This window comes from Paraburkholderia phytofirmans, from assembly GCF_046028095.1.
In the GTDB taxonomy this organism is placed as follows: Bacteria; Pseudomonadota; Gammaproteobacteria; order Burkholderiales; family Burkholderiaceae; genus Paraburkholderia; species Paraburkholderia phytofirmans_A.
Map to the genome: position 1 here is coordinate 226,505 of NZ_JAQQDJ010000013.1, position 13,650 is coordinate 240,154.

11 protein-coding genes are annotated in these 13,650 nt (G+C 62.8%); 5 read left to right on the forward strand and 6 right to left on the reverse strand.

The window, feature by feature from the left end; all coding sequences use genetic code 11:
- Positions 1 to 12: 12 nt before the first annotated feature.
- The 6 genes from PQR54_RS30940 to PQR54_RS30965 all read right to left on the reverse strand — a co-directional run bounded on the left by PQR54_RS30940 (position 13) and on the right by PQR54_RS30965 (position 6,973).
- The gene (locus tag PQR54_RS30940) at positions 13 to 702 is read right to left on the reverse strand and encodes an EthD family reductase (RefSeq protein ID WP_408252427.1); all 690 of its coding nucleotides are present in this window, start codon (positions 700 to 702) and stop codon (positions 13 to 15) included.
- Positions 703 to 704: 2 nt separating this feature from the next.
- Positions 705 to 1,259, reverse strand: a complete 555-nt coding sequence (gene hpaC, locus PQR54_RS30945; protein ID WP_408252429.1) for a 4-hydroxyphenylacetate 3-monooxygenase, reductase component — start codon at positions 1,257 to 1,259, stop codon at positions 705 to 707.
- A 23-nt stretch (positions 1,260 to 1,282) separates the two neighbouring features.
- On the reverse strand, positions 1,283 to 2,500 hold the full coding sequence (locus PQR54_RS30950; RefSeq protein ID WP_408252430.1) for an acyl-CoA dehydrogenase family protein: 1,218 nt from the start codon (positions 2,498 to 2,500) through the stop codon (positions 1,283 to 1,285).
- A gap of 45 nt (positions 2,501 to 2,545) precedes the next feature.
- A complete protein-coding gene (locus tag PQR54_RS30955; protein ID WP_408252431.1) occupies positions 2,546 to 3,904 on the reverse strand; it encodes an MFS transporter in 1,359 nt (452 codons plus the stop codon).
- A 399-nt stretch (positions 3,905 to 4,303) separates the two neighbouring features.
- Positions 4,304 to 5,776 (reverse strand): NAD-dependent succinate-semialdehyde dehydrogenase, encoded by a 1,473-nt coding sequence (locus PQR54_RS30960; protein WP_408252433.1) that lies wholly within the window; start codon positions 5,774 to 5,776, stop codon positions 4,304 to 4,306.
- Between the two features lie 180 nt (positions 5,777 to 5,956).
- Positions 5,957 to 6,973 (reverse strand): LacI family DNA-binding transcriptional regulator, encoded by a 1,017-nt coding sequence (locus PQR54_RS30965; RefSeq protein WP_408252435.1) that lies wholly within the window; start codon positions 6,971 to 6,973, stop codon positions 5,957 to 5,959.
- 204 nt (positions 6,974 to 7,177) lie between these two features.
- Between PQR54_RS30965 and PQR54_RS30970 the strand changes: the two genes are divergently transcribed.
- The 5 genes from PQR54_RS30970 to PQR54_RS30990 all read left to right on the forward strand — a co-directional run bounded on the left by PQR54_RS30970 (position 7,178) and on the right by PQR54_RS30990 (position 13,556).
- Entirely contained in the window at positions 7,178 to 8,317 is a 1,140-nt protein-coding gene (locus PQR54_RS30970) for an ABC transporter ATP-binding protein (protein ID WP_408252437.1), read from the forward strand.
- A gap of 121 nt (positions 8,318 to 8,438) precedes the next feature.
- A complete protein-coding gene (locus PQR54_RS30975) occupies positions 8,439 to 9,692 on the forward strand; it encodes an ABC transporter substrate-binding protein (protein ID WP_408252439.1) in 1,254 nt (417 codons plus the stop codon).
- An 85-nt stretch (positions 9,693 to 9,777) separates the two neighbouring features.
- The gene (locus PQR54_RS30980) at positions 9,778 to 10,683 is read left to right on the forward strand and encodes a carbohydrate ABC transporter permease (protein ID WP_408252441.1); all 906 of its coding nucleotides are present in this window, start codon (positions 9,778 to 9,780) and stop codon (positions 10,681 to 10,683) included.
- 19 nt (positions 10,684 to 10,702) lie between these two features.
- Positions 10,703 to 11,554: a carbohydrate ABC transporter permease gene (locus PQR54_RS30985; RefSeq protein WP_134463219.1), complete on the forward strand. Its 852-nt coding sequence runs from the start codon at positions 10,703 to 10,705 to the stop codon at positions 11,552 to 11,554.
- A 37-nt stretch (positions 11,555 to 11,591) separates the two neighbouring features.
- Positions 11,592 to 13,556, forward strand: coding sequence for a beta-galactosidase (locus PQR54_RS30990; protein ID WP_408252444.1), 1,965 nt, complete (start codon positions 11,592 to 11,594; stop codon positions 13,554 to 13,556).
- Positions 13,557 to 13,650 lie beyond the last annotated feature (94 nt).

Consider the following 13,650-nt stretch of genomic DNA (forward strand, 5'->3'; position numbering starts at 1 on the left):
GAGGGCGGACATTTATTTGGGTTTCAGATTACCGTAAATGCTACGCATAGGGAAATGCAGCGTCGCGCCGCTGTAGGGTGGAAAGGTGTTGAAGTCCTGCTTCATGCTCGCGCGTATCGGCGACGCCAGTGCGGCCGCTAGCGAAGCGGAATCGTCGAAGACCACTTTGTTGCGTTGCATGGCCGTGGCGCGCCCGATGTCGAGACCCGAGCGGTAATCGAGCCGCGTGTAGATTTCGAGCTCGCGAATGCCGGGCAATTGCGTCATCAGCGGTGGATGATGCGCAAGGTAATGCGAGAGCCACGCGTTGAGGTCCTGCGCTTCGCCTTCGTAGCTGACGAGGTAGGTGCAGCGTTCGGTGTGAGTGCCGAGGTCGCCTGGATTCGGAGTGGCGAATCGTCTGACCGCCATGGCTTGCTGCGTGAAAGAGAGACCCATGCTCGAAGATTCATTTGCGACGTCGTGTATCGCGCCCTTCGGTTGCAGCGCCTGTTCAAGTAGTTCGAGGTCGTCGAAATACCATTGGAGCACGCAGCGCGGTCGCGCGGAATTGTCGGTCTTCGATAGAGGATCGCAGTCGTTCGAATCCGCCGGCACGTGGATTACTAAACGGCGTAATCCCTCTACGTCTCGCGGTGTTGGTTGGAACAGCGGTTCGCGTGCAGGCGTACCGTGGCCAACGAGAAAGAAGCAGACTTCCACGCTCACCTCGCGCCCTGCGCGGCGACCAACGGCGGCGCCGCTTGCGGCCGTGTCAGCCGATGAAACTGGCGGCCGAAATAGATGAGCCCGTCGCCATCCGAGCGCAACGCGATGTGGCGAATCTGCGCGAACATGACCGAGTGAGAGCCGACCGTCTTGATGTCGACGATCTCGCCTTCGAGACTGGCAATCGCATCCGTGAGCACCGGCGCGGACAACGCGCCGCCAGTCCACGCGTGGCGTGCGAAGCGTTCGTCCATCGGGCACGCTGTCATGCCGGCGAAGTCACGCGCCACTTCCTGGCACTCGGCGGCAAGCACGTTGATGCACACGCTGCGGTTGCGATGCAGAACGTCATGCACGTAGCTGGCCTGATTGATACAGACGAGCATGGTCGGCGGTGCGTCCGTCACCGAGCACACCGCGCTCGCGGTGATGCCGCAGCGGCCGCCGGGTCCATCCGTGGTGATGATGTTGACAGCGGCCGGCAGGCACGCCATCGCATCGCGGAAACGCTTTCTGGTGTCTTCGATCGTCACGATCTTTTCCTTTTGCATGGCATGAGGCAGGGCGCGCCGCGTTACGGAAAAGGCGTGACCGGCGGCACGCCGGCGAATAGCGCGCCGGACGCGTCATACGTGCCTTCGCCGAGAAACGCATGCTGTGTCACCACGATCGAATCGCGCACGAGACGCTGCAAGCGGTTCTCGCGATAGATCGCGGCGATGCCCGCCATCTGATAAGCCTGCATCACCACTTCCGCGCCGATCTGCGCGGCGTGCGTCGCGCTGAGGCGCAGCAGATTGGCCTGTTCCTGCGAGACGGGATCGCCGCCGATAAGCGTTTGCCACGCGGCCTCGGCGGATTCGTAGAAGAACGCGCGTGCGCTGCGCCAGTTGGCTTCCGCCTTTGCAAGGCCCGAACGGTAATAACCGCGATCGGCGAGGCGCGGCGCGCCGGTGGTGGTTTTGGTCGAGCCGGACATATCCGTCAATAGATCGAGCGCCGCGCGCGCGAGGCCGATGTTGACGGCGGCGTGCACCTGCGCCTGATAGGCGACGGCCGGGTAGCGGTAGAGCGGCTCGTCGATCAGCGCCGCTCCGCCGCGCACGAAGGTCCATTGCGCATCGACGAATTTCTCGTGCAGCCGCAAATCGTGGCTGCCCGTTCCCTGCATGCCGACCACGTTCCAGTTCTCGACGATCTCGACTTCATGCGCGGGAAACACGGCGGTGAACGGCTTGCCCGCGCTGGCGTCGCCGGAATTGGCGGGCGTGCCGCCGATGCCGACGCCGATCCAGTCCGCGCCCTTGCAGCCGCTCGCAAAGCGCCACTGCCCGCTGACCACGAAGCCGCCCGGCGCCTTCGTCGCGGGTTGCAGCGGATAGAGGCCGCCGGAGAAAACCTGGTCCGGGCCGGTGGCATAAATCTGCTGCTGCGTTTCAATCGGCAAAGCGGCGAGGTAGGTATTCGCCGAGCCGAACGCGGCGACCCACGCGGCGGAGCCGTCGGCGATCGCGATGCGTTCGAGCATCCGCAGGAATTGCGCCGGCGGCAGCGCGTCGCCGCCAAAGCGCTGCGGTGTACTCGCCCGAAAAATGCCGGCGCGCTTCATCTTCGCGACCATGTCGCGCGGCACATGCGAGAGTTGATCGAACTCGTCGCGGCGGCGCTCGATCTCGCCGATCAGCGCGTCGAGTGTGAGCGGGCCGCCGTAGTCGGGATACGGATCCGCGTGATTGATCGCGCGCGGTTCGTAGGCGTAAGTCGAAAGAGTGCTCATCTGAAGGCTTTGCATGATGACGGCTTCGAAAGAATGTGAATGGGTGCGCAAGAAGCGGGCTTAGACGCTTTCGTGCTCGGCGTGCTCTTTGGCTTTCGCCTGAAGCCGTAGCGCCTTCGGAAAGGTCTCCGGTGCGAGGCAGGTGGCGAGCACCGTGATCAAGCCGAGCACGACGAGATAAATCGCTACCGGCGCGGCGCTGCGGTAATGCGCGAGCAGCGCGGTCGCCACCATCGGCGAGAGTCCGCCGCCGAGTACCGACGAAATCTCGCGGCCAATGCCGAGCCCCGAGAAGCGCAGATGAACGGGCAGCAGTTCGCTGATGAAAGCGGGCTGCGCGCCTTCCAGAATGCCGAGCGTGATGCTGTTGGCGAGTACGAGCGCCGTGATCACTTTCCACAGCACGCCGGAGCCGAGCAACGTGAAATACGGGTAAGCGACCAACACCATCGCCACGGCGCCGGCGAGATAAACCGGCTTGCGGCCGACACGATCCGTGAGGCGGCCCATCAATAGGGACACGGGAATCATCAGCAGCATCGACACGGTCAGGCCGCCGAGCACCCAGCTTGATTTGAGGCCGATGAACTGGCCGTACGCAATCGAGAACGCGAAGAAGATGTATGACGCCGCGCCTTCACCGAAACGCAGGCCGAACACGGTCAGCACTTGACGCGGACATTGGCGCAGCACTTCGATGACCGGCATGCGGGCGTCGCGGTGAGTCGCCTTGACGGCGGCGAACTCCGCGCTTTCGTCGACGGAGCGGCGCATCCACAGACCGAGCGCGACCAGTACGGCGCTGCAGAGAAACGGCACGCGCCAGCCCCAGCTGTGGAAGTCGGCGGGCGTGAGCGTTTGCACGAGCAGAAACGCGGCGGTGGACAGCACGAAGCCGAACGCCGCGCCGCACGGACTCCAGGCCGCGAGCCCACCGCGCCGGGAGGCGGGCGCGCTTTCGTGAATCAGCAGGATGCTGCCGCTCCATTCGCCGCCGGCGGCGAGGCCCTGCAGAATGCGCAATAGCACGAGCATGACGGGCGCCGCGAGGCCGACTTGCTGATAGGTCGGCAGCAGACCCATGCAGACAGTCGCCGTACCCATGACGAGCAGCGTCAGCATCATGACCGTCTTGCGGCCGTAGCGGTCGCCGATATGGCCGCACAACACGCCGCCGATGGGCCGCGCGATAAAGCCCACCGTAAAGCCGCCGAAGGCGGCGATCGTACCCGTCAGCGGATCGCTGCCGACCGGAAAGAACAGCTTGCCGAATACGAGCGCGGCAGCGGTGCCATACAGGAAGAAGTCATACCATTCGAGGACCTGCCCGAGCACGGCGGTCGTCACTGCGCGACGAACCTTGCTGGTGGGCCGGGTTGCGGTCAGAGATGTCAGAGCGGCTGTCGCGTCAGAATTCATGGCGGGTCATGGCAGGTGGAAGGTCACGATGTGGAGGGTCGCGCGTTCTCGCCATGTTGTTCGGCAGGAGCGGCGAGACGAGCCCGGCAGGCATGGTCGAACAATAGGACCGTGGAAAAATGCGGTCAAATTCAGGCCAAAAATGGCCGTCATGAATCGTGTGCATGACGGTTACGGTATTTCGCGCGAGGGGAGTTGCGGCGAGAGGGGGCTGCGTTCTCTTGAGAGGCGAACGCGTTTGGTCTGGCGACCTGCTGGATTTATTGCGGGCAAATGAGAACTGCCGCCTCGGCGCAGCGCTTCTCACAACTGGGAAGCGATGGCGTTCGGCGGCAGAGTGTTCAGGCGTTCAGGCGTTCAGGTATGCAGGTAGACAGGCACTAGCGGGATTGCGGCCCGTCAATCAAGCCCGCCCTGGCACATGTACTTGATCGACATGTAGTCGTCGAGTCCGTACTTCGACCCTTCGCGGCCATAGCCCGATTCCTTCACGCCGCCAAACGGCGCGGCTTCACTCGACACCGCGCCTTCATTGATGCCGATTACGCCCGCTTCGAGTTGCGCGGCCACACGATTGATACGCCGCACGTCCTGCGTATAGAAGTAGGCGGCGAGGCCGAACGGCGTGTCGTTGGAGAGACGGATCGCTTCGGCTTCGTCGTCGAAACGGAACAGCGGCGCGACCGGGCCGAAGGTCTCTTCGCAGCAGACGAGCATGTCGTCCTGCGCGTCCGTCAGCACCGTCGGCGCGTAGTAGTTCGGTCCGAGTTCGGTCAGACGCTTGCCGCCCACCAGGATTTTCGCGCCGTGTTTGACGGCATCTTCCACGTGACGGGCAATTTTCTCGATCGCGCGCTCGTTGATCATCGGGCCGATTTGCGCTTGCGGGTCAGTTGCAGGCGCAACTTTCAGCGCGCCGACGCGTTTCGCGAGCAGATCGGCGAAACGCTCATAGACACCCGCCTGCACATAGACGCGGTTCGGACACACGCAGGTCTGGCCGCCATTGCGGAATTTCGCTGCCATCAGGCCGGTGACGGCCGCGTCGAGATCGGCGTCGTCGAACACGATGAAGGGCGCGTTGCCGCCCAATTCCAGCGAGAGCTTCTTCAGCGTGCCCGCGGATTCGCGCGCGAGATGCTTGCCCACCGGCGTCGAACCGGTGAAGGTGATCTTGCGCACGCGTGCGTCGGCGAGCCAATCGGCAACCGCGGCAATGCCCTGTTCACGCGACGCCGACAGCATGTTCAGCACGCCATCCGGCAAACCGGCTTCCTGCGCGAGGGCGGCCAGCGCAAGCGCGGTGAGCGGCGTGTCTTCGGCGGGCTTGGCGACCACGGTGCAACCCGCGGCGAGCGCGGGCGCGATCTTGCGGGCGATCATCGCCAGCGGGAAATTCCACGGCGTGATGGCGGCGATCACGCCGACCGGTTCCTTCACCGCGCTCATGCGCTTGCCGCGTTGCTGCTGCGGAATCAGATCGCCGTAGATGCGGGTCGCTTCGTCGGCGAACCAGGCCACGTACGACGCGCCGTAAGCGACTTCGCCGCGGGCCTCCGCGAGCGGCTTGCCCTGTTCCATCGACATCAGTTTCGCGAGGTCGTCGGTATTGGCGACGATCAGCGCATGCCAGCGGCGCAAAATCTCGGCGCGCTCGCGCGGCAGCTTGTCGCGCCAGTCGGGGAACGCGCGGGCTGCGGCGTCGGTGGCGGCGCGCGCGTCAGCGGCGCCGCTGTCGGCAACTTCGACGATCGTCTCGCCGGTAGCCGGGTTGGTGACGGCAAAGCGGGCGCCGTCGGCGGCGCCGGTCCATGCTCCGTCGATCAGGTTCTGCGGGCGAATCAGTTCATTGCGTGTCAATGCGAGAGACATTCGGTTGCTCCTTCGGGTTGCCCTTGACGTAGCGAGGCTCGCGGCCGCGCACGCGCGTCGATTGATGGATCGATGCTACGCCTCTACCGCAATCGATGAAATTGCCAATCGAGGCGCTGGTGGTTCGCACGCCGTTTTTTTGCGGCGATCACAGCATTTTCTGCTGATTACCCTGCAAATTCATTTCAGCCGGCGCGGGCCGGTCGATGCGCGCACCACCAGAGCGGGCGGCGGCGCGAGCACCATCGACGGTTGCTGGTGCGGCGTCTGGATGAGCCGGATCAGACTCTCGATCGACAACTCGGCGATCGCCGCGGTCTGAATCGCGACCGTCGTCAGGGCGGGGTGCACCTGATGAGCGAGTTGAATATCCGTAATGCCGATCACCGAAACGTCGTTCGGCACGGAGCGGCCCAGCGTGATCAAGGCTTGCGCCGCGCCGATGGCGAGCAGGTCGTTAGTCGCGAAGATCGCGGTGAGATGCGGCCGGTTCGCCATGAGTTGCATGCAGGCGGCGTAGCCGGCGTCGATTGAGTCGCGAATCTGCAGCACCGCCGCCGCATCGGTCTCGATGCCGGCGGCGCGCATGGCGGCGCGAAAGCCGTTGGAGCGCGCATCCTGCAAGCCGCCGCAACCGTCGCCGATCAGGAGGCCGATTTCGCGGTGGCCGAGTTCGAGCAGATGCTGCGCGGCCAACTCGCCCGCACGCGCGAAGTCCACTGCGATGCAGGGCAGCGCCGGCGGCGCTTCGGGGTGCTCCCACATGGCCAGCAGAATCGGCGCGCTGTGCGTGGCGGAGGCGCACAGGTCGTTGATCGTGATGTCCGTGTTCATGACGAGCACGCCGTCGGCCAGCGTGCCCGCGATCTGGTTCAGATACGCGCGGCCGATCTCGGCGTCATCGTCAGTATTGCAAACCATCAGGAAGTGGCCGGCTTTGCGCGCGGCACGCTCGGCGGCCAGCACGAACTCGGGGTAGAACGGGTTCGAGATATTCGACAGCATCAGGGCGAGCGTCGACGAGCGGCCCTCGGCCAATGCGCGTGCGTTCAGGTTGGGCCGGTAGCCGAGATCGGCGATCGCTTTGAGCACACGCTCAGCCGTTTCCGGGCGCACCTTCTCGCGATTGCGCAGCACGTTGGAGACGGTAGCGGCGGTGACATGAGCGCGTTTCGCGACTTCGGACAGAGTGACCATATTCTCGATATCCCATATTCAGGGAATGTGATTCAAATGTTGCAAGCCGCTGGCGACGTTGATAACTTGCTGGAAAACACAGCGGAGACACCCACCATGACTTTTTCCCTCGAACTCGAATTTAAGCGATTAAATGCCTGCCGTGCAAGGGTTGGCCACTTATTTTTCACAGAAATTTAAGCGGTTAAATCCGGAGGAGGCAACATGGCAGCAATTCGTTTGACGAACGTGCAAAAGTCGTACGGTGACCATCCGCCGGTGATCCGGCGCGTGAATCTGGAAATTGGGCAGCACGAGTTCTGTGTCTTTCTTGGCCCTTCGGGTTGTGGAAAGTCGACCCTGCTGCGAATGATCGCCGGTCTCGAAGATTTGAGCGAAGGCGAGTTGCACATCGGCGGACGCCTGGTGAATGACGTGCCCGCGGCGGCACGCGGCGTGGCGATGGTGTTCCAGAGCTACGCGTTGTTCCCGCACATGACCGTGTTCGACAACATGGCATTCGGACTTAAGCTCGCGAAGCAACCCAAGGACGTAATTAATACCAAAGTGCGCGAAGCCGCGCGCATCCTGCAACTGGATGATTATTTGCAGCGCTATCCGAAGGCGCTTTCGGGCGGGCAGCGGCAGCGCGTCGCAATCGGCCGCGCGATTGTGCGCGAGCCTGGTGTGTTCCTGTTCGACGAGCCGCTGTCGAATCTCGACGCTGCGCTGCGTGGCCAGACGCGAGTCGAAATCGCGCGCCTGCATCAGCGCTTCGCCAATGCGAGCGTGGTCTACGTGACCCACGACCAGGTCGAAGCCATGACACTCGCCGACCGCATCGTGCTGCTGCACGCCGGCGCGGATGCGGAGCGCTTTGGCAGCATCGCGCAGAGCGGCGCGCCGCTCGAGTTGTATCACCATCCTAAGTCGCGCTTCGTGGCGGGCTTCATCGGTTCGCCGCGCATGAATTTCATCGACGCCGTGGTCGACTCAATCGAACCTGGCAGCGTAACGGTCACGCTGGCACAAAGCGGCGAGCGGCTGATCGCCCAGGTCGATGGTCAACGCCTGCAACGCGGCCAGCCGGTCACGCTCGGCGTGCGGCCGGAACATTTGCGTCTCGACGGCGACGGTCAATTCGTTCAGTGCACGACAGTGCTATCGGAACGGCTCGGCGAGCACAGCTACATTCACGCGGATCATGCAGCAGGCACGCTGATCGCCAAGGCTGCGGGCGATACGCCGATCGGCTCAGGCGAACGCATCGCCATCCACGTTCCGCCTTCCGCGTGTCATCTGTTCGACGCGGATGGGATTGCACTGCGGCGAAGCGCGTTCGAGCCCGAACGGGCCGCCGCCTGAGTTCCCGTTCATGAGCGCAGATAGCGCCCAATGATTTATCAAAGCCGAATTCCGCCACAGAGCGGGTTACATCGCCGGCAGCCGTTCGCTGCCGGCCAACAAGGTATCAAGGAGACACAAGATGATTGCTCTTCGCCTTCGCCGTCTTGCACACGTGTCGATCGCAGCCGCGCTGGTTGCCGGCTCGCTCTGCTGTGCCGCCGTCGACGCAGCCACGCTCAACGTCAATGTATCGGCGCGCGGTAATCAACGCTCGACATGGCAGGACGCGTTCGACAAGTTCAAGAAAGCCAATCCCGATGTCGATCTCAAAGTGACCTACATCACCGAAGAAGCGTACAAGGTGCAGATGAGCGGCTGGCTCGCCACCGATCCGCCTGACGTCGTCTCATGGCACGACGGCGAGCGCATGGCGTATTACGCGCAGCGCGGGTTGCTCGAAGACCTGTCGCCGGATTGGAGCAAGAACGGCTGGTCGCAGCAGTATGCGTCGGTGAAAGAAGCGTCGACGTATAAGGGCAAACAGTACGCGGCGCCGCTCGGCTACGACGCATACGGTTTCTTCTATCGCAAGGATCTGTTCGAGAAAGCCGGCATCAAGAGCGAGCCGAAGACGTGGGATGAATTCCTCGACGCCTGCAAGAAGCTGAAAGCCAGCGGCGTCGCGCCGATCGCCGTAGCCGCGCGCGATAGCTGGACGCTCGCCGCCTGGTTCGACTACCTGGATCTGCGCATCAACGGCAACGCCTTCCACCAGCAATTGATGGCCGGCGAAATTCCGTACACCGACGCGCGCGTGAAAAAGGTCTACACCGCGTGGAAAACGCTGATCGACGATCACTACTTCATCGACAACGCGCTCTCTTACGACCTCGATTCGATCGCGCCGTTTCTCGTGAACGGCAAGGCGTCGATGATGTTGATGGGCACGTTCTTCTCCGCGAGCATCCCGGCGAACCTCAAACCGCAAACCGGCTTCTTCCGTTTCCCGGTAATCGACGCCAATGTGCCGATGGCTGAAGACGGTCCGGTCAATGTGCTGCTGATTCCCGCGAAAGCGAAGAACAAGGCCGATGCGCGCAAGCTGCTCGCCTTCATGGAACAGCCGCAGATCAACGCGGATCTCGCGAAGGGCTGGGGCCAACTGCCGTCGAACAGCCAGTCGGCGGAGCCCGAAGACGCCATTTCCAAGGTCGGCTTCCAGACGCTCGCCAACACGAAGGGCGGTATCGCGCAGTTCTACGATCGCGACATGCAGAAGGAAATGGCCGACGAAGGCATGAAAGCGATGCAGCAGTTTTATAGCGATCCGTCGCAGCTCGACGCCGTGCTCGTGCGCCTCGAAGCGACCCGCAAGCGCATCTACCAGAAGTAAAGAAGTCAGCCCTGGAGCGCCGGCGGCGTAGCAACGGCCGGCGCTCGTCTTCGATTCGCCTTCGCTCTTCACCGAGGCCCGATCCATGTCTCATTCCGCAGCGCGCCGCTTGCCCGCGGCTTCGCACCGTCACGTCTCGACGACGCGCCGTCATCAGCACCGCGCCGCGTTTTTCTTCCTGTTGCCGGGCTGTGCGTTGTTCTGCCTGTGCGTGGTGTATCCGATCATCAGCAGCATTTCGCTCAGCTTTTATCACTGGGACGGCATGACGCCGAAAACCTTCGCGGGTTTCGATAACTACATCGAGCTGTTCCACGCCGACACTTTCTATACGGCCCTGAAGAACAACCTCATCTGGCTAGCGCTGTTTCTGCTCGCGCCGCCGCTCGGCCTGCTGTTTGCGTTGTATCTGAACCAGCATATCCGTGGCATGCTCGTCGTCAAGTCGCTATTTTTTGCGCCGTTCGTGCTCTCCGGCGTGGTGGTCGGTCTCGTGTTCAGCTGGTTCTACGACCCGGGCTTCGGCTTGCTGCGTTTGATCGTCGGTCACGGCATTCCGGTGCTCGGCGATCCGCGCACGGTGACGTTCGGCATCGTCTTCGCCGCACTGTGGCCGCAAACGCCGTTCTGCATGGTGCTGTATCTCACGGGCCTTACCGGCATCAATCCAGAAGTGGTCGAGGCGGCGCGCATGGAAGGCGCCAAGGGCGTGAAGCTGCTGTGGCACGTGATCCTGCCGCAGTTGCGGCCGGCCACGTTCATGGCCGTGGTGCTGACGGTGATTGGCGCGTTGCGCAGCTTCGACCTGATCGCGGTGATGAGCGGCGGTGGTCCGTTCGACAGCTCCACCGTGCTCGCCTATTACATGTACGACCAGGCCATCAAGTACTACCGCGAAGGCTATTCCGCGGCGATTGCCGTCGTGCTGTTCGCCATCATGCTCGTCTACATCGTGTTCCATTTGCGCCGCATGCTGCGCGAGGAACGCTGATCTTCAGGAGTTACGCGTCATGTATCCGCTTCCCGTCGAACGCTGGAAACCGCTTAATCGCAGGCTCTATAAAGCGTCGCTGCCCATCGCGCTGCTGATATGGCTGCTGCCGATGCTGGCCGTGCTCGTCACGTCGATTCGCTCTTCCGACGAGCTTTCGCAAGGCGATTACTGGGGTTGGCCGAAACACTTCGCGCTGATCGAAAACTACGGCGCCGCGCTGACGCAAACGCCGATGCTGCATTACTTCGCTAACAGTGTGCTGATCACGGTGCCTTCGGTGATCGGCGCGATCGTGCTGGCGTCGATGGCGGGTTTTGCTTTAGCGACCTATCGGTTTCCAGGCAATACAGCCGTGTTGTTCGCGTTCGTCGCGGGCAATTTCGTGCCGATCCAGATCCTGATGATCCCGGTACGCGACATGGCATTGAAGGTCGGACTCTTCAACAGCGTGTGGGCGCTGGTGATTTTCCACGTGTCGTTTCAGACCGGCTTTTGCACGCTGTTTCTGCGCAATTTCATCAAACAGCTGCCGTTCGAAATGATCGAGGCCGCGCGCGTGGAAGGTGCGAGCGAATGGACCATCTACCTGCGCATCGTGCTGCCGCTGATCCGTCCCGCGCTCGCCGCGCTCGGCATTCTGGTGTTCACGTTCGTGTGGAACGACTACTTCTGGGCGCTGTGTCTCACGCAAGGCGACGATGCCGCGCCGATCACGGTGGGGGTTGCTGCACTCAAGGGCCAATGGACGACCGCATGGAATCTGGTCGCGGCGGGTTCAGTGCTGGCCGCATTGCCTTCCGTGCTGATGTTCTTCGCGATGCAGAAACATTTCGTCGCCGGTCTGACTTTCGGCGCAAGCAAGGGCTAAGCGCCTGTTCGACGTCATCTAACAACGAGACTTTCTCATGCAACTTGGTGTCTGTTACTACCCGGAACAATGGCCGCGCACGATGTGGGCCGACGACGCGAAGCGTATGGTCGAGCTCGGCATCACGCATGTGCGGATTGCCGAATTCGCGTGGAGCCGGATGGAGCCGCGCGCCGGCGAATTCGAGTGGGAATGGCTCGATGAAGCCGTCGCCACGCTGGCGGATGCGGGCCTGAAACTCGTGCTCGGTACGCCGACCGCTTCGCCGCCGAAGTGGCTGATCGACGCCTATCCGGAAGTACTGCCGGTACGCGCCGACGGTACGCGCTGGAATTTCGGTTCGCGCCGCCACTACGATATATCCAGCGAAACCTATCGGCGCGAGTGCGTGCGATTCGTCACGGCGATGGCGCAGCGCTACGGACGTCATCCTTCCATCGTCGCGTGGCAGACCGATAACGAACTCGGCTGTCACGATACCGTGCCTAGCTATTCGCCTGCGGCGCTCGCGCACTTTCATCAATGGCTGCGGCGCCGCTACGAAACCGTCGAGGCGCTCAACGACGCGTGGGGCAACGTGTTCTGGAGCATGGAGTATCCGTCGTTCGAGGCGATCGGCTTGCCGAATCTCACGCCCACCGATGCCAATCCGATTCACCTGCTCGACTTCCGCCGCTTCATGTCGGACGAGGTGGCGAGTTTTCATCGCGAGCAGATCGATGTGTTGCGCGAGCATGCGCCATCGGCGGATTTGCTGCACAACTTCATGGGCTTTTTTACCACCTTCGATCACTACCGCTTCGCCAAAGACAACGCGCTCGATGTCGCCGCGTGGGACAGCTATCCGATCGCGCGCACCGAATCGATCGCGCTGCCCGACGAGCAGAAGGCGCGTTACGCGCGCACCGCGCATCCCGACGTTTCCGCGTTCGACCATGACCGCTATCGGGCGATCGGCGGCGGCCGTTTCTGGGTGATGGAGCAGCAAGCCGGACCGGTCAACTGGGCGCCGTGGAATCCGGTGCCGGCGAAAGGCATGGTCCGGTTGTGGGCTTACGAGGCGTTCGCGCATGGCGCGGAACTGGTGTCGTATTTCCGCTGGCGTCAGTGTCCGTATGCGCAGGAGCAGATGCATTCGGGCCTCAATCTGCCGAACAACGAACTGTCGCCGGGCGGCCTCGAGGTGCAGCAGGCGGCGCGCGAGATTGCCGCTTGTGCGGCGCTATCGGAACTCAAAGCGCCGTCGCGTGCGGCTGTTGCGCTCGTATTCGACTATGAGACACAATGGATGTTCGAGATTCAGCGTCATGGCAAGACCTTCGACTATCAGACGCTGGCGTTCGACTACTACGAGTCGTTGCGCGAACTCGGGCTCGACGTGGATATCGTGTCGAGCCGCGCGGATCTGACGGGCTATGCGTTAGTGGTCGTGCCGAGCATCGCCGTGATCGACGACGCGCTGGTCCATCAGATCGAGCGGAGCGAAGCGCAATGGGTTTTCGGCCCGCGCAGCGGCTCGAAAACCGACAGCTTCGCCATTCCGTCCACGCTGCCGCCCGGCGCCTTGCAACGCGTTCTGCCGATGCAGGTGCTCGAAGTCGAAACGCTGCGGCCCACGCTGGCGCCCGCAGTGTCGATCGACGGCACGGACGGTGTGGCGATGCATTGGCGCGAGCACGTACGGGCCAATGGCGGCACGCATGTCGACGCGCAATTCGACGACACATGGCCGGCGCTTCTCTCGCACGGCAGGGTTCGCTATGTGGCGGGCTGGTTGTCGCATGCGTTGCATCGCACGGTATTGCGGCAGGCGGCGCACGAGGCCGGGATCGACACGCGGCTATTGGCGGAAGGCTTGCGCATTCGGCAGCGCGGCGGTTTGACCTTTGCGTTCAATTTCGGCGCGGAGCCTGTGCACGCACCGGCTTCGGCTGACGCGTTGTTCGTGCTCGGCAATGCGCTGTTGAGAACGGGCGACGTGTGCGCGTGGAAGGGCGCATGAACCGGCTGGTCGATCGACCGAACCGATTCGGCAACGCGCTGACGTAGCAGGATGCGCTGCGCAAACGCTAGCGGCAGTTGCAAGCGCAAGCACA

Bases quoted from the DNA above. Each gene is read 5' to 3' on its own strand.
- hpaC (WP_408252429.1), bottom strand. From the start codon at position 1,259: ATGCAAAAGGAAAAGATCGTGACGATCGAAGACACCAGAAAGCGTTTC.
- PQR54_RS30950 (WP_408252430.1), bottom strand. From the start codon at position 2,500: ATGCAAAGCCTTCAGATGAGCACTCTTTCGACTTACGCCTACGAACCG.
- PQR54_RS30955 (WP_408252431.1), bottom strand. From the start codon at position 3,904: ATGAATTCTGACGCGACAGCCGCTCTGACATCTCTGACCGCAACCCGG.
- PQR54_RS30960 (WP_408252433.1), bottom strand. From the start codon at position 5,776: ATGTCTCTCGCATTGACACGCAATGAACTGATTCGCCCGCAGAACCTG.
- PQR54_RS30965 (WP_408252435.1), bottom strand. From the start codon at position 6,973: ATGGTCACTCTGTCCGAAGTCGCGAAACGCGCTCATGTCACCGCCGCT.
- PQR54_RS30970 (WP_408252437.1), top strand. From the start codon at position 7,178: ATGGCAGCAATTCGTTTGACGAACGTGCAAAAGTCGTACGGTGACCAT.
- PQR54_RS30975 (WP_408252439.1), top strand. From the start codon at position 8,439: ATGATTGCTCTTCGCCTTCGCCGTCTTGCACACGTGTCGATCGCAGCC.
- PQR54_RS30980 (WP_408252441.1), top strand. From the start codon at position 9,778: ATGTCTCATTCCGCAGCGCGCCGCTTGCCCGCGGCTTCGCACCGTCAC.
- PQR54_RS30985 (WP_134463219.1), top strand. From the start codon at position 10,703: ATGTATCCGCTTCCCGTCGAACGCTGGAAACCGCTTAATCGCAGGCTC.
- PQR54_RS30990 (WP_408252444.1), top strand. From the start codon at position 11,592: ATGCAACTTGGTGTCTGTTACTACCCGGAACAATGGCCGCGCACGATG.